Annotated in this window: 24 protein-coding genes and 1 pseudogene; 16 read left to right on the top strand and 9 right to left on the bottom strand. The window is 52.3% G+C overall.

The window, feature by feature from the left end:
* Nucleotides 1-3 precede the first annotated feature (3 nt).
* The 6 genes from H9L05_RS24575 to H9L05_RS00690 all read right to left on the bottom strand — a co-directional run bounded on the left by H9L05_RS24575 (nt 4) and on the right by H9L05_RS00690 (nt 5,479).
* On the bottom strand, nt 4-717 hold the full coding sequence (locus tag H9L05_RS24575) for a PKD domain-containing protein (protein ID WP_187732621.1): 714 nt from the start codon (nt 715-717) through the stop codon (nt 4-6).
* Nucleotides 718-791: 74 nt separating this feature from the next.
* Entirely contained in the window at nt 792-2,153 is a 1,362-nt protein-coding gene (locus tag H9L05_RS00710; protein ID WP_187732620.1) for a TolC family protein, read from the bottom strand.
* Nucleotides 2,154-2,211: 58 nt separating this feature from the next.
* Nucleotides 2,212-2,880: a DUF4956 domain-containing protein gene (locus tag H9L05_RS00705; RefSeq protein WP_187732619.1), complete on the bottom strand. Its 669-nt coding sequence runs from the start codon at nt 2,878-2,880 to the stop codon at nt 2,212-2,214.
* Between the two features lie 71 nt (nt 2,881-2,951).
* A complete protein-coding gene (locus tag H9L05_RS00700) occupies nt 2,952-3,731 on the bottom strand; it encodes an HlyD family secretion protein (RefSeq protein ID WP_187732618.1) in 780 nt (259 codons plus the stop codon).
* Between the two features lie 914 nt (nt 3,732-4,645).
* The gene (locus tag H9L05_RS00695; RefSeq protein ID WP_187732617.1) at nt 4,646-4,909 is read right to left on the bottom strand and encodes a hypothetical protein; all 264 of its coding nucleotides are present in this window, start codon (nt 4,907-4,909) and stop codon (nt 4,646-4,648) included.
* A gap of 159 nt (nt 4,910-5,068) precedes the next feature.
* The gene (locus H9L05_RS00690) at nt 5,069-5,479 is read right to left on the bottom strand and encodes a hypothetical protein (protein ID WP_187732616.1); all 411 of its coding nucleotides are present in this window, start codon (nt 5,477-5,479) and stop codon (nt 5,069-5,071) included.
* A gap of 375 nt (nt 5,480-5,854) precedes the next feature.
* On the opposite strand from H9L05_RS00690, the gene H9L05_RS00685 reads away from it, so the two are divergent.
* From H9L05_RS00685 to pgl, 6 genes are all read left to right on the top strand, one after another.
* On the top strand, nt 5,855-7,294 hold the full coding sequence (locus H9L05_RS00685; protein ID WP_187732615.1) for a sensor histidine kinase: 1,440 nt from the start codon (nt 5,855-5,857) through the stop codon (nt 7,292-7,294).
* 7 nt (nt 7,295-7,301) lie between these two features.
* Nucleotides 7,302-7,697, top strand: a complete 396-nt coding sequence (locus H9L05_RS00680; protein WP_187732614.1) for a response regulator — start codon at nt 7,302-7,304, stop codon at nt 7,695-7,697.
* A gap of 341 nt (nt 7,698-8,038) precedes the next feature.
* The gene (gndA, locus tag H9L05_RS00675) at nt 8,039-9,547 is read left to right on the top strand and encodes an NADP-dependent phosphogluconate dehydrogenase (protein ID WP_187732613.1); all 1,509 of its coding nucleotides are present in this window, start codon (nt 8,039-8,041) and stop codon (nt 9,545-9,547) included.
* Nucleotides 9,548-9,586: 39 nt separating this feature from the next.
* Nucleotides 9,587-11,101: a glucose-6-phosphate dehydrogenase gene (zwf, locus tag H9L05_RS00670; RefSeq protein WP_187732612.1), complete on the top strand. Its 1,515-nt coding sequence runs from the start codon at nt 9,587-9,589 to the stop codon at nt 11,099-11,101.
* Complete coding sequence (locus H9L05_RS22840; RefSeq protein WP_223284645.1) at nt 11,094-11,258, top strand: 6-phosphogluconolactonase; 165 nt, start codon at nt 11,094-11,096, stop codon at nt 11,256-11,258. Before zwf ends, H9L05_RS22840 begins: the two co-directional genes overlap by 8 nt.
* A complete protein-coding gene (gene pgl, locus H9L05_RS00665) occupies nt 11,204-11,839 on the top strand; it encodes a 6-phosphogluconolactonase (RefSeq protein ID WP_223284877.1) in 636 nt (211 codons plus the stop codon). Before H9L05_RS22840 ends, pgl begins: the two co-directional genes overlap by 55 nt.
* 12 nt (nt 11,840-11,851) lie before the next feature.
* On the opposite strand, the gene rpiA is transcribed toward pgl, so the two are convergent.
* Nucleotides 11,852-12,601: a ribose-5-phosphate isomerase RpiA gene (gene rpiA / locus H9L05_RS00660; protein ID WP_187732611.1), complete on the bottom strand. Its 750-nt coding sequence runs from the start codon at nt 12,599-12,601 to the stop codon at nt 11,852-11,854.
* A gap of 724 nt (nt 12,602-13,325) precedes the next feature.
* On the opposite strand from rpiA, the gene H9L05_RS00655 reads away from it, so the two are divergent.
* From H9L05_RS00655 to H9L05_RS00615, 10 genes and pseudogenes are all read left to right on the top strand, one after another.
* Nucleotides 13,326-14,720, top strand: coding sequence for an exopolysaccharide biosynthesis polyprenyl glycosylphosphotransferase (locus tag H9L05_RS00655; protein ID WP_187732610.1), 1,395 nt, complete (start codon nt 13,326-13,328; stop codon nt 14,718-14,720).
* A gap of 205 nt (nt 14,721-14,925) precedes the next feature.
* A complete protein-coding gene (locus H9L05_RS00650; RefSeq protein ID WP_223284644.1) occupies nt 14,926-15,675 on the top strand; it encodes a WecB/TagA/CpsF family glycosyltransferase in 750 nt (249 codons plus the stop codon).
* Nucleotides 15,676-15,851: 176 nt separating this feature from the next.
* Entirely contained in the window at nt 15,852-16,523 is a 672-nt protein-coding gene (rfbF, locus tag H9L05_RS00645; RefSeq protein ID WP_317175053.1) for a glucose-1-phosphate cytidylyltransferase, read from the top strand.
* Nucleotides 16,475-16,693: a hypothetical protein gene (locus H9L05_RS25615; protein WP_317175207.1), complete on the top strand. Its 219-nt coding sequence runs from the start codon at nt 16,475-16,477 to the stop codon at nt 16,691-16,693. Before rfbF ends, H9L05_RS25615 begins: the two co-directional genes overlap by 49 nt.
* Before the next feature lie 81 nt (nt 16,694-16,774).
* Nucleotides 16,775-17,863: an NAD-dependent epimerase/dehydratase family protein gene (locus H9L05_RS00640; RefSeq protein ID WP_187732608.1), complete on the top strand. Its 1,089-nt coding sequence runs from the start codon at nt 16,775-16,777 to the stop codon at nt 17,861-17,863.
* 64 nt (nt 17,864-17,927) lie between these two features.
* Nucleotides 17,928-18,469, top strand: a pseudogene (gene rfbC, locus H9L05_RS26615) (dTDP-4-dehydrorhamnose 3,5-epimerase).
* Between the two features lie 160 nt (nt 18,470-18,629).
* Nucleotides 18,630-20,006, top strand: coding sequence for a class I SAM-dependent methyltransferase (locus H9L05_RS00630; protein WP_223284643.1), 1,377 nt, complete (start codon nt 18,630-18,632; stop codon nt 20,004-20,006).
* A 34-nt stretch (nt 20,007-20,040) separates the two neighbouring features.
* Nucleotides 20,041-21,381, top strand: a complete 1,341-nt coding sequence (locus H9L05_RS00625; protein WP_187732606.1) for a DUF4910 domain-containing protein — start codon at nt 20,041-20,043, stop codon at nt 21,379-21,381.
* A 46-nt stretch (nt 21,382-21,427) separates the two neighbouring features.
* Nucleotides 21,428-22,792, top strand: coding sequence for a glutamate-1-semialdehyde 2,1-aminomutase (locus H9L05_RS00620; RefSeq protein ID WP_187732605.1), 1,365 nt, complete (start codon nt 21,428-21,430; stop codon nt 22,790-22,792).
* An 87-nt stretch (nt 22,793-22,879) separates the two neighbouring features.
* Nucleotides 22,880-23,980, top strand: coding sequence for a glycosyltransferase (locus H9L05_RS00615; protein WP_187732604.1), 1,101 nt, complete (start codon nt 22,880-22,882; stop codon nt 23,978-23,980).
* 86 nt (nt 23,981-24,066) lie between these two features.
* On the opposite strand, the gene H9L05_RS00610 is transcribed toward H9L05_RS00615, so the two are convergent.
* Complete coding sequence (locus H9L05_RS00610) at nt 24,067-25,029, bottom strand: GDP-L-fucose synthase family protein (RefSeq protein ID WP_187732603.1); 963 nt, start codon at nt 25,027-25,029, stop codon at nt 24,067-24,069.
* Nucleotides 25,030-25,086: 57 nt separating this feature from the next.
* Nucleotides 25,087-26,199, bottom strand: a complete 1,113-nt coding sequence (locus tag H9L05_RS00605; protein WP_187732602.1) for a GDP-mannose 4,6-dehydratase — start codon at nt 26,197-26,199, stop codon at nt 25,087-25,089.
* Nucleotides 26,200-26,325 lie beyond the last annotated feature (126 nt).

Below are 26,325 nucleotides of genomic sequence, written 5' to 3'. Positions count from 1 at the left end.
GGATTAGCGGGTTTCGTAGCGAAGGATCACTGACCAGGCCGACGGATTATCTGACGGGCCCTGAAGTGTGTAGTACCCATTACCCTGGGCATCCCGATTAGGGGTTGGCCCGGCCACTGGCAATGACCACTCCCGCATTTTATCATCCGAGGCGGAATCTTCATCCCGCACGACAACAGTCCACTCACCCGGCGTCAATTCCGCGCTGGCCGCAAAGGCAAGCGGCAAGTCTGCCGGCTTCACATTGTTGAAGACACTCGTTTTCGCGTAGGGGGCTTCGGTTGCCGAGGTGGGCCTCAACTGCAGGAATACGTCCGGCCCTGTTCCCCCTGCATCCCAGCTCGTGCCGTCGGGGGCAAGGAAGTCGAGCGCCTTAATCTGTATCTCCCGCAGATACCGCTTGCCAACTTTGATGGACTGGGTAGTCGAGGTAGGCTGGTTGTCGGCCGTATATGTCGTAAGTGACACGGTATAAGTGCCCGTCGCCGCATACGTAATGGAAGGCGCCGCCAGGGTGGAGGTTTGACCGTTTCCAAAATCCCACAAGTAGCGTTCCGCATGCTGGGAAGCATCCGTGAACGCAACGGGCTCATTGACTTCTACGACGCTACGACTGCTAGTAAAAGCGGCCGTCGTGACAGGCTTCGGATCTTCTGCGTCCCCCGCACACGAAACCAAACTCAGCAACAACACCCCGTACAATAAATTTTTTTTCATAACCAGGTTAAAAGGATAAGGAAAGGAAATTAGTAATAGAGGGGGCTGACGGCTTCATTTTCTGGTACCCGTCGCTAGAGGCCCACTGGCAGGCCGTTTCCTTGGTAAAAGCCCACCAGGGTCTGCTTGAAAAAGCAGTCGTACTTGGCCAGTACCAGCTCAGATTGGGCCGTTGCCAACCGGCTGCGTGTGAGGCTGTACTCCACCGCGCTGATGCCCCCCAGTTCCAGGAGTTTGGCCCCGTAACGGTGCTCTTCGCTGATCAGGGCATACTGCTGCGCGAGTGCCTGGTACGTCTTGGCGGCCGCTCTATACTCAAGCCAGACTCCCATAATTTTTCCTTTCAGGTCTCGCTCCACTTGCTGATAGGCCAGCTTCGCAGATTCAACCTCCAGCTTAGCCAGTTGATCCGTAGTCCGCAACTGGAATCGGTTGAATACCGGCACGTTGAGGGCTAGCCCTACGCGGCGATTGAGGTTGTCCAGCACTTGTGTGTCGAACCCACCGGGTTTGTAATTCGAGGTACGCGTGGCCAACTGGGCTGTCAGCGCCAAAGAGGGCTTGTAGAGTGCCCGTCCCAGCTGCGCGGCTGCTTGGGCAGCCTCCACTTTGGCCTGGGCCGCTTTTACATCAGGGAGGCTGGTGGCCGATATTACCAAGGCTTCTGGTGTCGCTAGGCTGGTCGTCTGCCACGTGGTTGGAATTTCCACGGGCTGCACCGCCATGCTTTCATTGAATGGAAGTCCCACCACCTGAGCTAACGCAAAAAGGGCTTTCTCCACGCTGTTCTCGGCCCTCACCCGTAGTAGCGACTCCGCCGAAACCTGGGCTTGCAGGTGGAGCAAATCCCGCTTGCTAAGCACTCCTTTGTTGACTTGGGCTTGTACTTTTCGCTCCTGCTCCTGAGCGTATTCCTCCCGCTGCTGGGCGTTGCGGAGCTGTTCCTGCCCCAGTAGTACCTGTAAATAGGCATTCAGGATCTGAACGGTCAGTGCGTTACTGCTGGCTTGGTAATCATAGGTGGCGGCCGCCACCTGGTCCCGGCGCAGCCTCCCTTGATACGCTGTGGCGTGCCCATTTACCACATTCAGGTTGAAGTTGAGCGCGGCCTGGTTCCCGAAATTAAACTCGTCCGATAGCTCATTTGTAGACGGATCGATCAAAAAGCCCCAGTTGCCGGCCGTGCGCACCCGGGCATGCAGCGTGGGCAAAGCCGCGTTTTTGGCGGCCTGCTGCTGCACGACGCTCTTATCCTGCAGCAGGCCAGCTTGCTGGACCTGCAGATTATGCGTTTGCGCAAATGCCAAGCAGTCGGCTAAGGTCCAGCGTTGTTGGCCCTGGGCCCCCAAGCTGTACAAACAGCCAAAAAGGCACGCCCACACCCATTTGGGGAGGAAAGAGAGCTTAAGTGTAGGTATCGAGTTTGTCAGTGGCATAGAAGAAGGGAGAGGCTGAGAAGGACGTAATCAGCGAAAGCTGGGGGGCAAATTCTTACTATTCTTCGGCAGCCAGCGTAACCTGCTTTACCCCTTCTAATTCCTGCAAGGCCTCCACTATGCCCTCCCGGCTACTCCCTTTTTTCAAGCTTGCGGCGTAAACTAATTGAGTTACCGGGCCTTGTTTGGTCTGGGACGTCTGCATGCTCAACACCTTGTGGCGCCTGCAATGCGCAGCCAGGATAGGAGCATAGTCACGCTCCATGCTGCCGGCTGCCCTGCGTAGAATAGTCAGAATCAAATCCTCCTGTAGTGAGTGGGCCAGTCCGTATGTCATGGCCATGGTAACCACGCCAATCAGCAGACAACCGATCAGGGCGACAGAATACAACCCTTCCCCACAGGCTAGGCCAATGGCAAGCGCAAAAAAGAGAAACATAAAGTCTTGTGCCCCCTTCATCGCGGTTCGGAATCGGATAATGGAGAGGATACCCACCATACTAAAAGCCTGCGCTAAGTTGTCCCCGACCACCATCATCACAAAGGCGGTGATCATGGTCAGCATCACAATGGACTTGATGAGGCCTACTGAGTAACTTACCTGCCGAAAGGCCTGCACGTAGAAAAGGGAAATAAGCAGCCCGCACAGCGTCGCCCAGAGCGTATTGCCCAGGACCTCCCGAACCGTAATCGAAAAGTCAAAAATTGCTTGAACGTCTTGGTGCATAAGCAGAAAGGCTTATTTCGGAGCGTAACAGTAAGGTGGGTGGAAGGCCTGCTAGAACGGGCAATCGAAGCTTAGTAGCGGACCAGCGATTCCATGGTGCGGGCTACATGGCCAGCGATGGAAAGGGGCGCGCACGAGATCGTGGTTCGCACCACCATACCCGGCACGAGGGGCGTCTGCTGGTTGTCAATCACGGCCGTAACGAAGAATGCCTGCCGGCCATCCACGATCTGCACCGTGTTATCAATGCCGATGATGTGGCCCAAGGCAGTGTGGGTAGTGCCCGTAACCGCGACCTCCAGCGGCTGCCCGACGTTCACGTAGTTCCTTTCTATGTAGTTCACGGGCAGCAGCACAACGAAGGCCGAATTATCCGCTACTGACACCAGTACTTCTTCCGTCGGATTTATGGAGGCTTTACGCAGCAGCACCGTGCCCGAAACGGGTGAAACCACGGTCAGCTCTTTCAAGCTCTGTTGGATATGCTGAATCTGTTGCTGGAGCGACGTGATTCGGGTTCTGATGACGTGAATCTGTTCGGGCTTCCCGCCGGTCTTCGCTGACTTCAAGCCCGCTTCGATCATGCTTACATTCAATTCGCGCACGCGCAGCATGTTCACGGCCAATTCGTATTCCTGACGGGACAGTAATGAGTCTTGGTGCAGGGCGTGTGCCCGGGCCGTCAGTTGGCGCTGGGTCGCGAGTTCCTGCTGGCCCAGAGCGAGCTGCTGGGCGACGCCCTCCACATCTGCCGACTTCTGTCCGGAGTTAACCAGCTGCAGTTCAGCTTGCTGAACGGCTAGTTCGCCCTGTAATTGTACCAGGCGTTCCTGATCCTGATTGGAGTACATATTGGCCACCGTATCCCCCTGACTGAGGCGCGGAAGGTGATAAATCTGGGGATTAAGTTGAAAGTTGGCCTGGTCTCCCCGTTGAAAGACGGAAACCGAAAAAGCGCTTAGTTTCCCCGTTCGGTTATCCTTTAAGGTGGAAATTAAGTTTCCGTTCTGGGCCCGGCTTAGAGTCCATTCACTTACCGGCATCACCAAACTGGTCGTATCAATTGTATAGGGTAAGTTGATAGGCGGCAGATTTACCCCTAAAAGGAGCAACAACAACGGACTGGCGGCTAATAGAATGTTTTTTCGGAGGTATGAAGCAGGCATATGGGAACGTTAGCTCAGCGGAGATAAATAATATTTTATAAGAATTATTATAATATAACTTTTACAGAATATTAGCCAATAATTAAGCCAGAAAGCCTGTAGTGCCTTCCTGTATCTTGTTTGCAGATGAAGGAATTGGGTGATTTATTATAAAAATTCAAAAATTTCTTTTCTCAGCACCTTGCATTGGGAGCGTGCAGGACACCCTATATGTCTTGTAGGGAAACACTTCGCTTTTATATTCTGATTTCATTATGGGGAGACGTGCCTTCCGGTACTATCGGCACACTGATCATCTCGCTCTTGCGGTCCCGGCTCAGCTGATGCACGCACTACAGGGACTGGAATCTGATAGCCACGACGATATTAGCCGTTTCAACGAATGCATGAAAAGTCGTTAGCTCTTGGACGAGCGAAGGCTGTCAACCCCAATAGCCTTCGGCCTGAAGCTTTTAAGCGAGGCTGTGGTTAAGAATCGTGCGCCGCTGTTTGTTACGTTCCAATCTGCTCTACAAGCGATGTTGAGATACATGTGGCCAGCGCTAGGAAGCTTGGCGAGGACTAGTGTCAAGGGTTGAACCGTTGGGCGTCGTGCCTTTCTATTTCACGGCTAATGGGCTGACAGCGCCGGTTTGCTTGTCCACGTCGAAGGCGGCCTTGTTGGGCATGCGGCCGGCCCAGTCGGTGCGGGGCACCAGGATTTGCCAGTGGTCATCTACTTCAAGTACACGGGCCGAATCCAATTGGTAGAGGGCGGCATTGGGCTGCTGCATTACAAAGCGGACAACGGCCGCGCGGGCCTGCGCTTCGGTGGAAGCTGCTGCCGCGGTACTAGCAGGTTGCCGAGATGGAATAGAGGACACGGGTTGGGCAGGATCACAGCTGTTTAACCCGACTATAGCTGCGGATACTAGTACAAATGAGAGGGATTTGCGCATGGCATAAGGTGGGAAAGAGCGGACTGAGCAAGCTTAATTAACCACGAAGAGGCCGCAATTGCCACTATTTGTTAAGTCTGTACTCTATCCGCGAGTCTGGCGCAACCAGGTGGCGGCAGCCACCTCGTCCTGAAATACATGGTAAAACAGGCTGCCTTCCCGGGCGTCGTGCAGAATCTGCGTGGAAGATAAGCGGGCAAATACATCATCGGGCAGCAGAACTGCCGCAATGGTTTTCCGTTCCTCGTTATGAATCCATTCCTGGTTTATCAACGCCCGCTCCTCATCGGTAAAGGGCGACATGGCCCGCTGATCGGTCAGTATATGAGTCCAGCCCCGACGAGTTAGTAGGTTTCCAACGTGGATGAGAAACGTTTTGAAGTCGCTGAACTGGCGATTACCCGGCTTGTACTGCACCACCGCGTACGCATCTGCGTGCTCGAAGAGGCGACCAACTGCGTTTTCGTAATAAAGCGAGTGAATAGTTAGAGGCATGAGAAGCTTGGCAAAAAACAGTGCCTTTTGGGTGTAAAGGCAATAATGGGTGGGTAAAGCTAAGGGCCGGAAATCTAACTGGAAATTAAAGTGAATACAACCAAACTGGCTCGACTTGTCTGAGACGGTCGAATAAACAAGGGTTTTGCCCCCCAGCGTGGTTTTTCAGTCAACCATAGGCACAACCCCACAGGAGGCATGGCGCTGATCCATTCTTTTGGCCTCTAACTCGCCGGCAGAACTCCACGGTAGAACTTCCGTCTGCCTTGCCCGTACTTTGAAGTTGTTGTTGGTAGTGCGCTAGAAAGCCCTGATAGTGAATTCAAATGGCTTTGCTCTGGCATTGCGGATCCCATGTCATCCAGTAAAACCCCTATGAGTGAGAGTGCTCAGTTTGTAAATAGCGAGCAGCGGTTTCGGTCGCTGTTTGAGAACAATCTAGACATTATTCTTTTCCAGGACCGCAATGGGGTTATTCTGGACGTAAACGAGCCTTTTCTGCAGCTTTTGCACCTTTCAAGAGCAGATGTCTTAGGTCGCGATATTTCAGATTTCCTGCCGCCCGAGCTTATAGCAGTGTTTCGGGAAAAGTTGCTGCAAGCTTTTCAGGGTACGCGAGTTCAATTCGACGTAGCGGTGCAGTTTATCGGCGCGGAGCCGAAAGTGTTGAATATTTCAAAGGTGCCGCTGTTGGTCGATGGGGTAGTGAGCGGCGTGCACATGGTTGCCCGCGATATCACAGATCTAACTGCTTCTCACCAGCTTATTGAGCAACAAGCCAAAAAGCTCAACACTATTTTCGAGAGTGTTACGGACGCTGTATTTCTGCTTGACCGGGAGTGGCGGCTGACTTTTCTGAACAGCGAGGTAGAGCGCCTGCTGCAAGTAGACCGCCAGCATGTGCTAGGACGAAACCTTTGGACCCTATTCCCGGACGAGGTTGGCGGCGAGTTTTATCATCAGTATCATCAGGCCTTTTCTATGGGGCGGGCCGTGCATTTTGAGGCATACTACGCTACCCTGCGACTCTGGCTGGAAGTCAAAGCCTTTCCTTCGGAAGAAGGACTGTCCGTGTATTTTTCTGATGTGACGCTGCGCCATGAGGCCCAAGCCAGCCAGGAAAAGTTAGCCCAGGATCTGCACCGGCAAAATCAGGATCTGCAGCAGTTTACCTACATCGTGTCGCATAACCTGCGGGGGCCTTTGGCCAATGCCATGGGCTTGTCGCAACTCCTAACGACCCCCGATCCGGATCAGGCTACGTTGCTCAATCATCTGCAAACCAGCCTCGTGCAGCTCGATGTAGTGCTGCAGGACATGAATACCATTCTCACAGTGCGCGACAAGCAGGACGTGGCCGATCTGCCCGCGCCCGTCCGGCTTACCGATGTGTTGGACCTGGTGCTGAAGGAGATGAACGAGCCGCTGCAAAAGGCTGGGGGGCAAATTGTTCGTGATTTCCCCGAGGCCCTGCACGCTCACGGCAACCGAGCCTATATCTACAGCATTTTCCTGAATCTGCTTTCCAATTCCATCAAATACCGCTCTCAGCAGCGCGCCCTTTTGATTACCATTACTGGCAGCCCACATCCCGAAGGTGGCGCCCAACTCACCTTCGCCGACAACGGTTCGGGCTTCGATCAGGAGAAAGCGGGTGCTGAGGTGTTTAAGCTATACAAGCGTTTTCATACTTCGCCTTCGGGCCGCGGTATGGGCTTGTATCTGGTAAAGGCGCACATTGAATCGATGGGGGGCACTATCGCGGTCAAAAGCGAGGTGGAAGTGGGTACGCAGTTCTTTTTATACTTGCCTTAAACGAGCCATGCACATAGTTCTGATCGACGATGATTATATCAGTATATTCCTCACCACCAAGTTGTTGCAGCGAGAAAACATAACCGATAGTATCACCTCATTTCAGCTGCCTCAGGAAGCCGTCTACTATCTTCAGAATACACTGCCAGACCAGGTGCCGGACGTCATTCTGCTGGATCTGAATATGCCAATCATGAGCGGCTGGGACTTTCTGGATGCTATCAAGCCATTTGAGTCTCAACTGGCCGGGCGGTGCTCCATCTACATCCTTACGTCGTCTTTGGCCCCATCAGATAAGCTGAAGGCTGAAGAATACAGCTTAGTTACTAGCGTAATTCCCAAACCTTTGGATGGCCCGAAACTGCAAGCCATTCGTGCGCAGGTGCTGGAAAACCGATCCTAAATCTTCGCGTCGGAGGCTAGGGGTCAAATTCCACGTGGCCTGGCAACATTGACCCGCATAGAAGAGGGTTTCCATAAGTATTACTCAGTCCGGCCGCTGCTATGTGGTGGATGCCTGCTCTGCTGTCTGCGTTTTTGGCGCTTACTATCATGAGAGCGTATTAGGTTATGAATAATCGGGTAAATAATGGTTGTGTTACAACTGCTCGACGCTGCGTACCGTTTGCATTCCGAGGAACTGCGTTTTCAACTTAAGCGCCATTATAGCCTTCTACCAAGCGTAATATTTCCTTAGCTTACACTTGCCTGCCTGCAGGACAAGCCTAAACACCAAAAGCACAGATGATGAGCGCAACGCCGACTAAGTATTCGTTTGGAATGATTGGCCTGGGTACCATGGGCCGCAACCTGCTCCTGAATCTCGCTGACCACAACGTTGGCGTGGCAGGCTACGACAAAGACCCCGGCAAAATAACGTTGCTGGCCGAAGAAGGCGCCGGCAAACCAGTGCAGGGCTTCACCGATCTGACGCAGTTTATTGACAGCATTCAGACGCCCCGCTCCATTATGCTACTGGTGCCAGCCGGCAAAATTGTGGACAGCGTTATCGAAGAGTTGCGGCCCCTGCTGGCGCCCGGTGACATTGTTATTGATGGCGGCAACTCCCATTTCTCGGATACGACGCGCCGCGCGGCAGTCCTCCGGGAGGCCGGCTTTCACTTCTTCGGCATGGGTATTTCGGGTGGGGAAGAAGGCGCCCGCTTTGGCCCCAGCATGATGCCCGGCGGTGATAAGCTGGCCTATCAGGTAATGCAGCCCATGTTTGAAGCCATTGCGGCCCGCGTGAATGATGAGCCCTGCGTAACCTACATCGGGCCGGGTGCGGCTGGTCACTTCGTGAAGATGGTGCACAATGGCATCGAGTACGGCTTGATGCAGCTTATCGCCGAAACGTATGAGGTGATGAAGCGCGGCGCCGGCCTCGACAATGCCGCCATCGGGGAGGTGTTTGCACAGTGGAATGCGGGCCGGTTGCAGTCTTTTCTACTGGATATTACCAAAGACATCTTCGCTTTCCGCGCACCCCACACCGACCACTTGCTGCTCGACGATATCAAGGACGAAGCCCGCTCCAAAGGCACCGGCATGTGGACCTCGCAGGTAGCCATGGAGTTAGAAGTACCCGTCCCGACCATCGACACTGCCGTGGCTATGCGCAACTTATCCAAGTACAAAGGCTTGCGCGAGCAACTGGCCACCTTGTACAGCAATCCGGCGCCCGCCACCTCGGCCGCCATGGAGCGGGGAGCTTTTTTGAGCAACCTGGAGCAGGCGTTCTACTTCAGCATGGTCGTCACGTATGCGCAGGGCATGCATTTGCTGGCCAAAGCTTCGGCGGCCTATGAATATAATTTGCAGCTCGCCGACATTGCCAAAATATGGCGTGGCGGCTGCATCATTCGCTCCAGTTTTCTGAATGATATATTCAACGCGTATCAGCAAAACCCAGGGCTGGAGCACCTGCTGCTGGATGCCCAGGTAGCTGCTGTCGTAAACGAAGCAGTGCCCGGCACCCGCCAAATAGTGGCGGCGGCCGTGGCGGGGGGCATTTCTCTGCCGGCCTATGCTGCTTCGCTGAGCTATTTTGAATCTTTCCGCAGCGCCCGCCTGCCTTCCAACCTGATTCAGGCCCAGCGCGACTATTTCGGCGCCCACACCTACGAGCTGATTGGGCACGAAGGCGTCTTTCATACCCAGTGGACGCCTGTGCACGAGGACGCAGCCAACAAACAGTCGGTGCAGGAAGACCCGGAAAAGAGAACGGAAGAGCCAGTCATTCCTAATAAGTAGGCCGCGGCCATCCTTCAACCCATTCGCTATACCCTACGCATGAGCTCCACCAAAGAAACTCAGCCCACCATCTTCGTCATCTTTGGCGGCACCGGCGATTTGAATGCCCGCAAGCTGACGCCGGCGTTGTATCATCTGTATCTGGATGGCTGGCTGCCCGAACACTTTGCCATTATCGGCAGTGGCCGCACGCCCTTATCGGACGACGAGTTTCGGGCGAAGCTGCTGGACGGCATCAACGAATTTTCGCGCAGCGGCAAAGCTGAAAAAGATAAGTGGAAAGACTTTGCCCAGCACATCGTTTATCAGGCGGCTGACGTGAAGGATGCGGCCACCTATAAGAAATTTGGCCAGCGCATTGACGAGTACAAGAAGGAGTGGAGCGTGCAGCCCAACGTGATTTACTATTTGGCCGTGGCTCCGGAGTTCTTCCCAACCATTGCCTCCAACTTGGCCAAGAGCAAGCTCGCCTCCGATACTACCTGCACGCGCATTGTTATTGAAAAGCCCTTTGGCCACGATTTGGAGTCGTCGCGGGAGTTGAACAGGCTGCTGTCCGATATTTTTGACGAGCGGCAGATCTATCGTATCGACCATTATCTGGGCAAGGAAACCGTGCAGAACATCATGGCTTTCCGCTTTGCCAATGCCCTGTTCGAACCGCTCTGGAACCGCAACTACATCGAGCACGTGCAAATTTCTGTGACCGAGCAGCTTGGCGTAGGGGAGCGCAGCGGCTACTACGACGGCGCGGGCGCCATGCGCGACATGATTCAGAACCACTTGCTGCAACTGCTTTGCCTGGTGGCTATGGAGCCGCCCGTCAACTTTACCGCCGATGAAGTGCGCAACCGCAAAGTAGACGTGCTGCGGGCCATGCGCCGGTTTACACCCGAAGACATTCGCGAGTCGGCGGTGCGCGGGCAGTATGCGGCGGGCTGGATGCAGGGTGAGCAAGTGCCGGGCTATCGGGAGGAGCCCGGGGCCAACCCAAAGTCCAATACCGAAACCTTCGCCGCCGTAAAGTTCTTCGTAGACAATTGGCGTTGGCAGGATGTGCCTTTTTACGTGCGCACCGGCAAGCGCATGCACCGCTCAGCGTCCAGCATCACCATTCAGTTCAGAGACGTGCCGCACTTTGTGTTTCCGCCCGAAACCGCGGAAAGCTGGCAGCAGAATCGGTTGGTTATCAGTATTCAGCCCGAAATGAGCATTCGCTTGCAGGTGCAGGCCAAGCGCCCCGGCCTCGACATGATGCTCAACACCGTGGATATGGTGTTCGACTACAAAGGCACCTACACTAGCCAGGCCCCGGAGGCCTACGAAACGCTGTTGCTGGATACCATGCTGGGCGACCAAACCTTATTTATGCGCGGCGACCAGGTAGAAGCCGCCTGGGATTTGCTCATGCCCATCCTGAACTCGTGGCAGGGTAGGGCCAGCCAGAGCTTCCCCAACTATTCGGCCGACTCGTGGGGACCAGAAATAGCGGAGGCGCTCATCGCCCGCGACGGATTTCACTGGTTTACGCTCCCGCTCAATGGCCATGAATAAAGCCCCCCAGCTGCATATTTACCCCACGCCCGCCGAGGTTCTGACCAGCCTGGCTGACTATTTTGTTGAACTGGCCAATCAGGCTGTAGCCGAGCACGGACGATTCTCGGTGGCGCTGTCGGGGGCAATTCTCCCAAGAAGTTCTACGAGCTTTTAGCTTCGCCGTCGTACCGTACTCGGGTGGCTTGGGAAAAGGTCCATTTCTTCTTCGGCGATGAACGCTACGTGCCCCACACCGATCCGGAAAGTAATTGCCTGCTCGCCAAGAAAGCTCTGTTTGAGCCCTTGCAGATAGCGCCCTCTCAGGTTTTTGCCGTTGATACCGCGCTTGATCCCGCTGAAGCGGCCCAGCAATACACCCAAACAATCGAGCACTATTTCGGCCAAAAGGAAGCGCGTTTCGACTTAGTTCTGCTGGGCCTAGGCGATAATTCGCATACGGCTTCCTTATTTCCGCATACTCCGGTACTGCATGAAGCCGCAGCAGGGGCGAAGGAAGTTTTTGTGGAGGAAAAGCAAGCCTACCGCATTACGCTTACTGCGCCATTAATCAATCAGGCTCAGGCAATTGCCTTCCTGGTGTATGGCGCCGATAAAGCCGCCGCCGTGCAACGCGTCTTGACTGCCGAACGCCATGTGGAGGAGTTTCCGGCTCAGCTTATTACCCCTGTTTCTGGCGAATTGCATTGGTTTTTAGATGGTGCTGCAGCGGCGCAGCTTCCTGATGAGCGGAAGTAAAGCCTGTGTAGGTTATGGCAGTTTCGTAAAGTCGGCTGCGTCCGTCGGCTCAACATCCGGCCGTAGCACAAGCAATTCTTCACCTTGTGCGACGATAGCAGCGCGCGCCAAACCCAGAAATAAGCCGTGCTCTACGATACCCGGAATGGCCTGAAGCTGAACCGCCAACCCGGCCGGATCGGGTATAGAGTTGAAATGACAATCCACCAGCAAGTTGCCTTGGTCGGAAAGAGCGGGCTGGGGGGCGTTTTTCTGGTCGATGCGCACTGTTGGAGCACCGCCGAGTTGCGCTACGGCATCCAGCACCCACGGCAGAGCAAACGGCACAACTTCGAGCGGCAGCGGAAACCGGCCCAACTGTGGCACCAGTTTCGAGGAGTCGGTAATAATCAACAGATAATCGGATGCGGTTGCTAGCACCTTCTCGCGCAGCAAAGCACCACCGCCGCCTTTGACAAGAGCAAGCTGGGGGGCAATTTCGTCGGCTCCATCCACTGTCAGGTCGAAGCGCAAGCCGCGCCGGGGCTCTACTAATGCAATGCCCACGCTCCGAGCCAAGGCTTCACTGGCCAGCGAGGTAGCCGTAGCCTGAACGCGAAGCTGGCCAGCCCGAAGGGCGTCGCCGAGCAGTTGAATGAAATAAGCCGCTGTGCTACCACTGCCTAATCCTACCAGCATACCATCGCTTACCCAGCGCAACGCCTGTGCCGCCGCGCGTTGTTTTTCCTTATCTGTTTGTGCCTGGTTTAAAGATGCTGCCATAACAACTGGTGAATTAAAAGCGCACGCTATCGCCCGGAACTGCTTGAAAAGTGAGTTTGCTGACAGGAAGTTCGGAAGTAATACACGCCGAGCGGGTCTGATGAAGGCTTGCAGGTATAAGCTTAACGAAGTCGATTATGAAGAATACAAAGGTGGTCGAAGCAAGTTTTCGCTTATGCCACCTCAGCTTACGCTGAACATTACAGGGTTCGGATGGCATAAAGGAAAATATTTTAAGCTTTTTCTACACTATTTCCAGGTTCTTAAAATTTTTATCAGCCGAATATTTCGCTAGGTCCCTGATACACAGTATCGTATATTTAATATATTACTAGTGTCTATAAATGAGATGTTTGCGGCTGAAAATGCCTCCTGTTGAGCTTGTGCAGGCCTCTAAAGCGTAAACTATATCACCTCCTTTAGCATCAAGATTAGGGCTCAATAGCCTTGGTGGTATCAATTTTGACAGAAATAGTATGAAACCTTATAGGTAGTTGTGAGTAAAAGGACATAAAATCACTAAATAATATAGTAACATGTGCTTTTTACTGGATTTAGTAAAGTTGCGTAACGGAATATTATTGTTGTATTAACAAAATATTATCTTTTTACAACAAAAAGTTATAAAAAATATTGTTTTAACTACAGAATGATTTTACTTTGTATGCGTACAAGACAACCAAACACCACTTCCTCATTGCCTACTGCCTACTTGTACTAACTCATGGAACGCTACAAACACTACACTGATGCTTCGCGCATCATCTTGCCCGTGGTGGACGTGCTCATCATCTTTGGTGCTTTCCGTCTTACTGGCTTCTTCTTGTTTGACAGCTGGGAATTCACCAGCTATTACCCTTTCTTCTTTGCTATTTTTGGGCTGCTGTGGTGGATTCTGTCAAAGGAGTATGCTAACATCTATCGGATAGATCGGCTGATTACCTATCCTGAGAAGCTTCTCTACCTGTTTCGTACATTCCTGATTCATGCAAGCCTTGTACTGGCTGGGGCGATGCTGTTCGACACGGAATGGTTGATGGTGCGCTACCTGGTGTTAGTGTACAGCTTATCAGTAGTAGGTGTAGCTCTTGGTCGTTTCCTGCTGGCCTTCGGCTACCGTATGTACTGCACGCATATTGCTCGGGCACATACCCACTTTATTATTGTAGGTACCGGCAGCAGTGGTCAGGAATTACAACGCTTTCTTGAGTCTCACGATCCTAGCAACAAGTTCCTGGGTTTCTTTACGGATGAGAAGGTTGCTGACAATCTACAGTCTCTCGTAAAAGGCTCTATTGCGGACCTGAAGGAGTTTTGCTCTAAAACACAGGTAGATGAAATCTACTTCGCAATGCCCCTCGATCAGCGCGAACTTATCGAAGACCTGTCGCGCTTCGCCGATGACCATTTCCTATCCTTCCGCATTGTCCCCGATTTCAGTGGCACAGTTCGCCAGGATGTGAATGTGTACTTCTACGATCACATGCCCATTCTTACTATCCGGAATGAGCCCTTGGGAATGCGTACCAATCAGGCGATGAAGCGCCTTTTTGATATCTTCTTCTCCTTGACGGTTATCGTTACTGTGTTCCCGGTAGTGATGGGAATTCTGGGATTGTTGATCAAACTTGATTCTCCAGGCCCAATCTTCTTCAAGCAGCTGCGGCCCGGTAAGCGTAACCAGCTGTTTCCTTGCTACAAGCTGCGCACAATGCAGGCTAACCACGGTCAAACGGAGTTGCAGGCTACAAAAAACGACATGCGTATCACTCGCATTGGCAAATACCTGCGCAAGTACAACCTTGATGAGTTGCCTCAGTTCTTCAACGTATTGATGGGACAAATGTCAGTGGTAGGTCCTCGCCCTAACATGCTCTCCCAACTGGAAGAGTACTCCAAGCACATCCGTACTTACCAGATGCGTCATGCTGTAACTCCTGGTATTACGGGCTATGCCCAGGTAAATGGCTACCGCGGCGAAACTCGCGAAGCCGGCACCATGGAGAAGCGTGTAGAGTATGATCTGAAATATGTGCAGAACTGGTCATTCGGTTTGGACATGAAGATCATCTTCCAGACGGTTTGGAATATGGTTCGCGGCGAGAAAAACGCCTACTAGACCATCGCTGGGGGGCAAATTCTGCCCATGTATCCAACTAACAGCACTTTGCGTAAAGGCCCCTGCCACAGTTCGTACGACTATCGTCGGCAACCGTGCTAGGGGCCTTTCCTTTTAACCTTTGATCTTCGTTCCCGCCGGACGTCGTTCTTAACTAATCACAAATTACCCATTGCCACTTCCCGCTCTACCACGCCAACAGGTCTTGGACACTCGTATTACGACGGGCAACCGGACTGACTTTATAGATACAATATTGCGGCTCGGTGCTGCGCGTACGTCTGCTTATGTGTGCTTTGCCAACGTGCATATGTTAGTGGAAGCCCATAACGATCCTGGGTTCCGTAAAATATTGGATGGTGCAGCCATCGTATCACCCGACGGTAGCCCTGTGGCTGCGGCCGTGGGCTGGTTTCATGGGCAACAGCAAGAACGCGTAGCTGGAATGGATTTGCTGCCTGCTTTACTTGCTGAGGCCGCCCAGCGGAATCAGTCCGTTTATTTTTATGGTACAACTGAGGAGGTGTTAGCAGCCATGGTAGCCCGTGCCCGGCGCGAGCTACCTACACTGCGCATTGCCGGCACCCATTCGCCGCCCTTTCGTCCGCTGACTCCTGAGGAAGATGCTGCCGAAGTAGCCGCCATCAATGCCGTAGATCCTGACTTGGTTTTCGTGGCTTTGGGCTGCCCGCGACAAGAGCGCTGGATGGCCGCACACCAAGGGCAGATTCGTGCTTGTATGCTGGGAGTTGGTCAGGCCTTCCCGGTGTATGCGGGCCTGGAGCAGCGCTTGCCCGTGTGGGCGCGCAAGCTCTGGCTGGAGTGGGCGTATCGACTGTGGCTGGAGCCAAAAAGACTATGGAGACGCTACCTAATTACCAATTCGCATTTTCTGTACCTGATGGCACAGCGAACTGTGTTTCGAAATGATGCTGCTATCAAGACAGTATCATGATTGAGTGAGGAAGTCTGACACTTACGTGTTTTAGTTCAACAGCCGAAATAAAATACAAATAATGCGTCTATTAATATAATTATATAGGAAGAAGATTAGTTAATTAGCACAGTTGATGTGTGATGGAGTAATATTTGCTGATTTCACGCTTTATCTTCCTTCTTACTTTATTTCTCATGCAAGCAGTTATACTCGCAGGTGGTTATGGGACTCGTATTAGCGAGGAAAGTGGCGTCCGACCCAAGCCGATGGTGGAAGTGGGCGGTAAGCCAATTCTGTGGCATATAATGAAAATCTATGCCCACCATGGCATTACTGATTTCGTGGTGTGCTGTGGCTATAAAGGCCATCTGATCAAGCAATACTTCGCTGACTATTTCCTGCATAACGCCGACGTAACATTTCGTTTGGACCGCAACGAGATGACAGTACACCGCAACCGTGCCGAGCCCTGGACCGTTACTTTGGTTGATACTGGGGAGGAAACCATGACTGGGGGGCGTTTGCGCAGAGTCCGCGACTATCTGGACGGCAATACTTTTTGCCTTACTTACGGTGATGGTGTGAGTGACGTAAATGTTCGCGAATCTATTGCTTATCATCAGCAGCAGGGTGCCTTGGCTACACTTACGGCAGTGCGTCCGCCCGGCCGTTTTGGTGTCTTCAACCTTACGGAGGACAGCAGTCTGATTTCAAACTTCACTGAGAAGCCTGAGGGGGGCGAGTCACCGTGGATCAACGGAGGATTCTTCGTCTTGGAGCCGCAAGTACTGGATTATATCGAAACCGATGCAACGGTGTGGGAAAAAGGCCCCTGGAGCAGTTGGCGGCTGATAATCAGCTGGTAGCTTATCGTCATACGGGCTTCTGGCAACCCATGGATACCTTGCGCGACCGTAACCTGCTGGAGGAAATGTGGGCCGCTGGTAAAGCGAAATGGAAAGTATGGAGTGATCAGCCTTCAAACAGCCAAGGCCATGAGCTGTATGCAACTCAGCCTCCCTTGCTGATTAAATAAATTATTGAGTACCACGTGCAGGAGCCACTTTACCCCTAGCTGACTTCTCTACAGAATAGTGCCCCGTTCCCAAGTTGATATATGAAACCGCAACGCATTCTCATTACCGGAAATATGGGCTACGTGGGGCCCGGCGTCGTACGCCACCTGCGTCAGGAGTTTCCTGCGGCTGAGCTGATTGGGTTTGATATGGGTTTCTTTGCCCATTGTCTTACCGGCGCAAGCCGCTTGCCTGAGTCGCGCCTCGACCGCCAGTATTTCGGTGACGTGCGCAACTTGCCCACGGAGTTACTTCAGGGTGTTGATGCCATCGTGCATCTGGCCGCTATTTCCAACGATCCGATGGGTTCGGCCTACGAGGATGTAACCTTGGCTGTAAATTATCAGGCGGGTATTGGGCTAGCACAACGGGCTAAGAAAGCAGGTGTGCGTTCGTTTGTGTTTGCCAGCAGCTGTAGTATGTATGGCGCTGGAGGTGAAGGCGCTAAAACAGAGACTTCTACACTGAATCCACTAACAGCTTATGCACGCTCTAAAGTGTTAAGCGAGCAGGATTTAGCACCCTTAGCTGATGCGAATTTTTGCGTTACTTGTCTGCGCTTTGCTACTGCCTGCGGGTGGAGCGACCGGCTGCGGCTAGACTTGGTAGTCAATGACTTTGTGGCCGGCGCAGTAGCCGCGGGAGAGATTAACATTCTTAGTGATGGTACGCCGTGGCGTCCGCTTATCCACGTACAGGATATGGCGCGGGCTATTGAGTGGGCCATCAGTCGGGAGGCTGATAACGGTGGCGATTTTCTGGCCGTAAACGCAGGATCTGACCAGTGGAACTATCAAGTACGTGAGCTGGCGGAGGCGGTAGCAACTGCCATTCCCGGTACGAGTGTCAGCCTGAATGCGGCGGCGCCCCCTGATAAGCGTTCGTATCGTGTCGACTTCAGCTTATTCCGAAAATTAGCCCCCCAGCACCAGCCCCAACGTACTTTGCCTGATACTATAACCGAGCTACGGGATGGGTTGATGAGCATGGGCTTTCACGATACCAGCTTCCGCTCGTCACAGCTCATGCGCTTGCAAGTACTTGCTGCTCTGCGTGAAAGCGGACAGTTGAGCGCCGATTTGGAGTGGGCTGATACAGCAGTAGTAGCTACCGAGTCTGTAAGCGCTTAAGCTTTCTATTACCAATGCCTTCTAAAACGCGAGTCGTGCGGAGGGACTTTTATTCGATTAGAAGATGATCTTTACTGAAACTAAGCTAGCCGGCGCTTTTATTATCGATATGGAGCGCTTATCGGACGAGCGAGGTTTTTTTGCGCGTGCGTGGTGTGAAGATGAGTTTGCCGCGCATGGCATTCATCAGCCGCCACGGCAAGCTAGTATATCCTCTAACCCCAAGCGCGGCACCTTGCGGGGCATGCACTATCAAATTGCCCCCCACGGCGAGAGCAAGCTCGTGCGCTGCACACGGGGGGCATTTACGACGTGATTGTGGATATGCGTGAGCAGTCGCCTACGTATGGGCAGTGGATAGGAGTGGAGCTAACCGCCGATAACTATCGCATGTTGTTCGTACCTGAGTACTTTGCGCACGGCTTCATCACCCTGCAAGACAATACCGACGTATCGTATCAGATTTCGGCCAAATACACGCCCGGAGCTGAGCGGGCTTTGCGCTGGAACGATCCGAACATTGGGATCGAATGGCCTTTTGAACCTGTGCTGCTATCTGAAAAAGATCGTAACCATCCGGATATTCAACTAGCAGTCAGAATGTAAAACGGCGCGGTTTTGCCCACATCCTTTACCCATTGCTGTAAAGCGGCCAGCAATCCATAATTGAAATTGAATCTGTGTCGCTGATTTACTTTTTTAGGTCCTAAACGATTTTTTACCCCACATCATGGGAATATCTACTCCATCCTCCACTGCTTCTGTCTTGTCTACTTCTGCCAGCGCAGTTGAAGAAGCGTACACTAAATTTGCGCCGCCGCCTGCTAGTCCGTGTCGTTTTTGTGGTACGCCGCTTACCTATACGTTCGTCAATCTGGGCACGTCGCCCCTGTGTCAGAACCACGTGCGGCCATCGGAGTTTAATATGGCCGAGCCATTTTACCCTCTGCATGCACGTGTGTGCAACGAGTGCTTCTTGGTTCAGCTTGATGAGTTTGTCAGCCCCACGGAGGTTTTCAACGATTATGCTTACTTCTCTTCCTATTCGGTATCGTGGCTGCGCCATGCCCAGCGCTACACCGATATGGCTGCGGAGCGGTTTAGCCTTAATTCCAGCAGCCTGGTAGTAGAAATTGCCAGCAATGATGGGTACCTGCTTCAGTACTTCGTGGAAAAAGGCATCCCGGTGCTGGGAGTAGAGCCAGCCGCCAACGTGGCAGAATATGCGCAAGCAAAGGGCATCAACACGATGGTGCGCTTTTTCGGACGCGACACCGCTCAGCACGTAGCAACAACGGTAGGTCAGGCTGATTTGCTGCTGGGCAACAACGTGCTGGCTCACGTACCCGATATCAACGATTTCGTGGGCGGCATGCAGGTGCTACTCAAGCCCGAAGGCGTTATTACCATGGAGTTTCCGCACCTGCTGCGCCTGATCGAGGGAAATCAGTTTGATACGATTTATCACGAGCACTTCTCTTATCTGTCGTTCAATACTGTAGAGCGCATTTTTGCCCATCATGGCCTCACGCTATTTGACGTGGAAGAGGTGCCAACTCATGGCGGGTCGCTACGCATCTTTGCCCGCCACACCGCCCACGAAGCGCAGCCAGTAACGGCGCGCGTGGCCGAGTTGCGGGAGCGCGAAGTAGAAGCTGGTATCCTTGATTTGGCGTTGTATGCGGCCTTTGAGGAAAAGACCAAGGAAACCAAGCGCAAGCTGCTGGATTTTCTGATTGAGGCGGCTCGCGAAGGCAAGAAGGTAGTTGGCTACGGTGCGCCCGGCAAAGGCAACACCTTGCTCAACTACTGCGGTGTCCGCACCGATTTCATGGAATATACCGTCGATTTGAGCCCCCACAAACAGGGTAACTTCCTACCCGGCACGCGTATTCCTATTCTCCACCCCAATCATATCAAGCAAACCAAGCCCGATTATGTCTTGATTTTGCCCTGGAATCTGCGGGAGGAAATCATGGAGCAAATGGCGGAGGTTCGCAGCTGGGGGGCAAATTTGTGGTGCCCATTCCGGAAGTTAAGGTTTACGAATAAGCCTGCTTATTTTAATAGAGAAGCTGGGGAGTTGGTAGCAATACGATTCCAAAAAGCCCCCAGCTTCTCTGTAATGAGCTTCTTGGCTTAGGGTAGCGTTCAACTTACGTTTGCTGTTTCTGCGCATGACTTCTCCACTCTCCAAAAAAGCCCCCCAGGCCTCCTCAGCTGTGGTGGAAGGCGCTGAGCAGCCAAGCACGCCGTTTGGATTGATGGAGCGGCTGTTTCCCATTTGCCGCAGCATTACCGGCAATGGCGTGCGCGAAACGTTGGCTATCCTGCGCGAGTATCTGCCCGAACTGGTCATTCATGAAGTGCCCAGCGGTACGCCCGCTCTCGACTGGACCGTGCCGGCCGAATGGAATATTAGGGATGCTTGGGTGAAGAATGAGCAAGGGGAGCGGGTTATTGATTTTCGGCAGCATAACCTGCATGTGCTCAACTACAGCACGCCTGTACAAGGTTGGTTTACGCGTGCTGAACTAGAGGAGCACTTGTTTTCGCTGCCCGATCAGCCCGACCTGATACCGTATCGCACCTCGTATTATCAACCCAACTGGGGCTTCTGTCTTGCCCACCACGACCGCTTGGCACTGCCGGAAGGTCGCTATGAGGTCTGTATTGATAGCACCTTGGACACAGCAGGTGCCTTGACGTATGGGGAATTATTTCTACTTGGTAGCAGCGAGGAGGAAGTATTAATCTCCTGTCATTGCTGTCATCCGTCGCTGGCCAATGATAACCTTTCGGGTATGGCAGTGGCTACGTTTCTGGCTCGGCACTTAGCGGAGCAGCCGCGTCAGTATTCCTATCGGTTTGTATTTATTCCCGGCACTATTGGCTCAATTACGTGGCTAAGCCGGAACACTGAAACCGTTCAGCACATCCAGCATGGACTGGTTGCTACCCTGCTGGGTGGTCCTAGCAATTTCACCTACAAGAAATCGCGCCGCGGTGCCGCCGATGTTGATCGGGCTGTGGCCGTGGTACTGCGTGATTCGCGTTTACCGCACGAGATACGCCCCTTTTCGCCCTACGGCTACGATGAGCGCCAATATTGCTCACCGGGTTTTAACCTGCCTGTCGGTTGTCTTTCGCGCACGCCTTTCGGGGAGTTTGCCGAGTATCACACCTCCGCCGACAATCTCGATTTTGTGCGCCCCGAGCACCTGAGCCAAGCCATTGATTTATTTAGCCAAGTCTGCGACGTGCTCGATACTAATCGACGATACCGTAACCTAAGTCCGTATGGCGAGCCTCAACTAGGCCGTCGGGGGCTTTACAAAGGTGTTGGCGGTGGCACAGAAGGCGCTGATTGGCAGATGGCGCTCCTGTGGTTGCTCAACCTTTCCGACGAAGAACATTCTTTGCTTGCTATAGCGGAGCAATCGGGCTTGCCCTACGCGCTGATAGCACGCGCGGCCGCTGCTTTGGTGGCCTGCGACCTGCTCGCCCGCGTCGAATAGGTAAGACACTAGAAAATTATTTGCTTGTTGCTACGTATCATCTGCTATGAACTCATCTTCCAACCCTGTCGTCACGCCTGTGAGCCGTAGCCACGCCGAGCCGAGCTTCGCCGCATCAAAAGCCCTACAGGAGCGCTTTCACGCCGTAATTCCTGGTGGCAGCCATACGTATGCAAAAGGAGATGATCAATTTCCGGAGCATATGGCGCCGTACATCGAGCGGGGTGAGGGCTGTCGGGTGTGGGATGTAGATGGCAATGAGTTTATTGAATATGGAATGGGTCTGCGCTCCGTCACGCTAGGGCATGCATATGCGCCGGTAGTGCTTGCGGCGCAGGCCGAGATGACGCGGGGGGTAAACTTTGGCCGACCCGCTACCCTGGAGCTTGCAACCGCCGAGGAATTTCTGGACCTGACGCAGGCCGGCGACATGGTTAAGTTTACCAAAAATGGCTCTGACGCTACTAGCGCCGCCGTCAAGCTGGCTCGCGCCTACACGGGCCGCGACCTGATAGCCGTGTGTGCTGATCATCCATTCTTCTCAGTCGATGACTGGTTTATTGGCACTACAGCCATTAGCGCGGGTATTCCACAAGCCGTACGCGAACAGTCACTGCACTTCCGCTACAATGATATTGCTTCTTTAGAGGCCTTATTTGCGGCCCATCCTAATAAGATTGCGGCGGCCATCATGGAAGTGGAGCGCGATATGCCACCACTTCCGGGCTATCTGCAAGCCGTTCGAGAGCTCTGTACCCAACACGGAGTAGTGCTGATCTTCGACGAGATAGTAGCAGGTTTTCGCTCCCATATAAGCGGCGGACAGGGAGTGCACGGTGTACGACCCGATTTGAGCGCTTTCGGCAAAGCGCTCGGCAATGGCTTCTCGATTGCAGCTCTCACTGGCCGGCGTGAGCTGATGGAATTAGGTGGCTTGCGTCAGAAAGACCGGGACCGGGTGTTCCTGCTTTCCACAACGTATGGTGCCGAATCGCATTCGTTTGCGGCTGCTCGGGCGGTAATGCAGATATACCGGCAGGAGCCCGTAATAGCGCATCTCAATGAGCAGGGCGAGCGGTTGCGGCAGGGCTTACTAGCCGCCGTTCGCGATCATAGCTTAGAGGAGAACGTGCCTATTTTTGGGCAAAGCTGCTGCCTTTTTTATGGTTCTCGCGATGCGCAAGGGCAGCCCTCGCAGGCTTTTCGTACCCTTTTCCTGCAAGAAACGCTGCGTCGTGGATTGCTGCTGCCATCCTTTGTAATCAGCTATTCCCATACACCAGCCGTAGTAGACACCACTGTTGAGCGCGTGCATGAGGCCTTGGGGGTTTACCGTCGGGCTCTGGATGAAGGAATTGATAAGTACTTGGTGGGTCGCCCAGTGCAATCGGTGTATCGTGCACGCAATTAAGCGAGCTTACAAATTCTTGTAGGTCAATATTTAACTGCGGCAGAGTAGGCAATAAACTGTGTTCTGCCGTAGCTCTTAAGGTTTTAAATGAAAAAAATCGCATTTTACTTAGCGGACCAAAATCCGCATCGTGACCGCAGCCTTGGGATTACAACGATAACTAAAACCTTGATGGGAAGTCTGGTAGGAATGCCAGCTTATTCTCTTTCACAGATTGTATCCGAATCATCCTTTCAATTTGAGCACCAGGATGTAAACCGGCACGCTCTGCCTTGGCGTACTGATGGAGGAAAAGCTTCCCGAATCCTGACTGATAATTTGCATCCGCTTTTTCTGAGCGGATTAAAGCCAGATATATGGCTTTATCCAAAGGGCTATATATCATATGTGAGTAAGCCCAAAGGAGTAGTGGTCAGCATTATGCATGATACCCTACTGCAGCACTATGCAGATCATTACCCGGAAACCCGCTCTCGCCTAGATTTAGCCTATTGGCTAGGACTTATGAAAGCCAGTATTCGTCGGAGCGATCATATTCTTACTGTATCGCAGAATGCAAAGCAGCAGATTCTCAGCTTTGCTGACCGATATAGTATTGCAGTTCCAGAAATCCATGTGACTTATGAGGCTTCAGATTTTGAAGATTTATCCCCTGCAAGTCAGACTGATAAAGGTGATTATGTATTGCATTTAGCCTCCGATCAGCCACATAAATGTACACTGCAATTTCTGCAGCTTTGGCAGCAACTACAAACGGTAGAGTCGGAAGTCCCGCCTTTGTATATGGTTGGAAACTTTACGTCAGGTGTCACACAAATGGCCCATGCAATGAAAGGAGTGACGCTGAAATCCAGATTGAGCAACGCTGAGTTTGTAGATACTATTCGGAAGGCACGCGCTCTAATTTTTCCATCTGAAATGGAAGGATTTGGGCTTCCTGCTATTGAGGCTTATTTCTTGAATACTCCAGTCTGTTATGTTGCCAATACAGCCGTGGCCGAGATCTTGTCACATGATGTGAGGGCAGGTCAATATGAACTAAATAATTTTGATTCTTTTTCTCAAGCTCTAAAAGAAGTACTCAGTTTGAGTCATGCTTCGATTGATGAGTCAAGATTGCGCCTATTAGACCGTTACTCCAAAAAGAAATACTTAGAAAGCGTAAACAGTTTATTATCAGCCATATAGCATATAGTCAAAAAGGTTAATTAATCATACCATATTAAAAAAGCCCCCCAGATAATTTCTGGGGGCTTTTTTGCGAATGGATACGGCTAATTTGTAGATACCGATTCGCCCATCGATTGATGTTCCGACTCCCACTCTGCCAAAGCATAAACAGCAGCCAAGCCTTTGTCGAGCGGGGTTGAAGCGCGCCATCCCATGCCAGCTAGCTTGCTGACATCCAGTATTTTGCGGGGTGTTCCGTCGGGCATTAAGGCGTTGAAGCGAAGCTTTCCACGGTAACCGGTGATACGCTGAATTAAGCGAGCTAAGTCGGCAATGGAGATGTCTTCGCCGGTACCTACGTTAATGGGTTCCGAGCCATCGTAGCGTAGCATAAGGTGAAGACAGGCGTCAGCTAAGTCATCCACGTGCAGAAATTCGCGGCGGGGCGTACCAGTTCCCCATACTTCGACCGTAGGCGACTCGTTTATGCGGGCTTCGTGAAACTTGCGCAGCAACGCGGGTAACACGTGCGAGTTTTGTGCGTGGTAGTTGTCGTGAGGGCCGTAAATATTCGTGGGAATAGCCGAGATAAACGAACAGCCGTGCTGCCGACGATATGCCTGGCACTGCTTCACACCGGCAATTTTGGCTATGGCATATGGCTCGTTCGTTTGCTCCAAAGGACCGGAAAGCAGGTATTCTTCACGCAATGGCTGCGATGCCAGGCGTGGATAGATGCACGATGAACCTAAAAACAGTAGCTTCTGAACGTGATGCACATAGCTCTGCTGCAACACGTTAGCCTGAATCATCAGATTATCATAAAGAAAATCGGAGGGATAGGTGCTATTCGCATAAATGCCCCCCACGTGAGCGGCAGCCAAAAAAACGTACTCTGGACGTTCATTGGCAAAAAAATCTGCAACTGCTGCTTGGTCGCGCAGGTCCAGCTCTTGAGAAGTACGCGTCACCAAATTTTGGTAGTTCGCAGCTCGCAGGCGGCGTTCAATGGCCGAGCCAACCATGCCGCGGTGACCGGCAATATATATTTTGGCAGATAACTCCATCGGAAAAACGTAAAGCGAAAGAAAAGAATGGTGAGGTTGGGTAGAAGAGGCAGTGTATTAATTGGGTTGAAGCAGCGCTTGCTGACTAGATTTAATCAAGGAAGTCTGTCGACTGAAGAGACGTAAGTCATGCTGAACCATCTCTTGCACCAACAAGTGGAGATTGTGGCGAGGTTTCCATCCTAATTGCCGCCGAGACTTGCTGGCTTCTGCCAATGATGGTTCTACGGTGTGGGCACGATAATAGGCTGAATCTATTGCAACAACAGTCTGGCCAGGCATTAAAGCAAAGTCGTGGTTATGACAGGTTGCTACGTAGCCAACCTCCCCAGCATCATCGCCCTGAAACACGAGGTCAACTCCTAATTCGGCAAAAGTCAGGCGTACAAATTCACGCACGGTAGTCATAACAGCAGTAGCGATAACATAATCTTCGGGTGTTTCCTGCTGCAACACGCGCCAGATAGCTTCTGCATAATCCTGAGAGTAACCCCAATCATGACGCGCTTCAAGCGAATCGAGATACAACGTGCCCTGCAACCCTAAGGCAATACGAACAGATCCCTGAATAATTTTGTGAATCAGTGTCGTTTCGCCACGACGCGGAATCTCATAATTGAATAAGGAGCCATTGCAAGCGTATAGCCCATTAGCCGCCCGATATTTAGCAATCAGCTGGCTACATGAAAGCTTGGTGGTGATGTAAGGGAAAGAAGTATGCTGAGATTTGGGTTTCGATTCAGCTTGCCGCTGTAATGCATTGCTTGTTTGTGGAGCCGCCGCTTGATAGATGCGTACGCTGTTAACTAAATTGGTTGCGCAGACAGCTTCCAAAATTCGTAGCGTACAAAGGTTATTAACTTCCACAGTATACTCCGGTGTCTCGAATGGGGCGCTCATATAGGAAACAGCCCCGAGATTATAGATTTCATCTGGCTGAATCTCTTGCATAAGTCGCGTGAGCGTAGCGGCATCAGTCAGGTCAGCATAATGTAAGTTGAAACTGACATTGTTCAGACAACCAGCCTGGTACGACACATCTGCTCGCTCGTAACTGAACAGGGAAGCATGTCTTTTGATTCCGTGCACTTCATAGCCTTTCTCTAATAGTAACTCGGCTAGGGAGAAGCCATCCTGACCCTTGATACCGGTTATTAAAGCCCTTTTCATGTACAGATGAGGAAACTATATAGTCCTGTTGTAATCAATTATCAATAAATGTACTTGCAAAATTTTAAAGTGCAATAAATTAATGTAAAAATTAAATTAATTTATTGCGTTGTAAATCCATTTATG

Origin of the sequence: Hymenobacter qilianensis (genome assembly GCF_014489555.1) — a bacterium.
Lineage (GTDB): Bacteria > Bacteroidota > Bacteroidia > Cytophagales > Hymenobacteraceae > Hymenobacter > Hymenobacter qilianensis.
The sequence above is the reverse complement of the archived record's forward strand: the minus strand, read 5'-3'. Positions and strand labels throughout refer to the sequence as shown.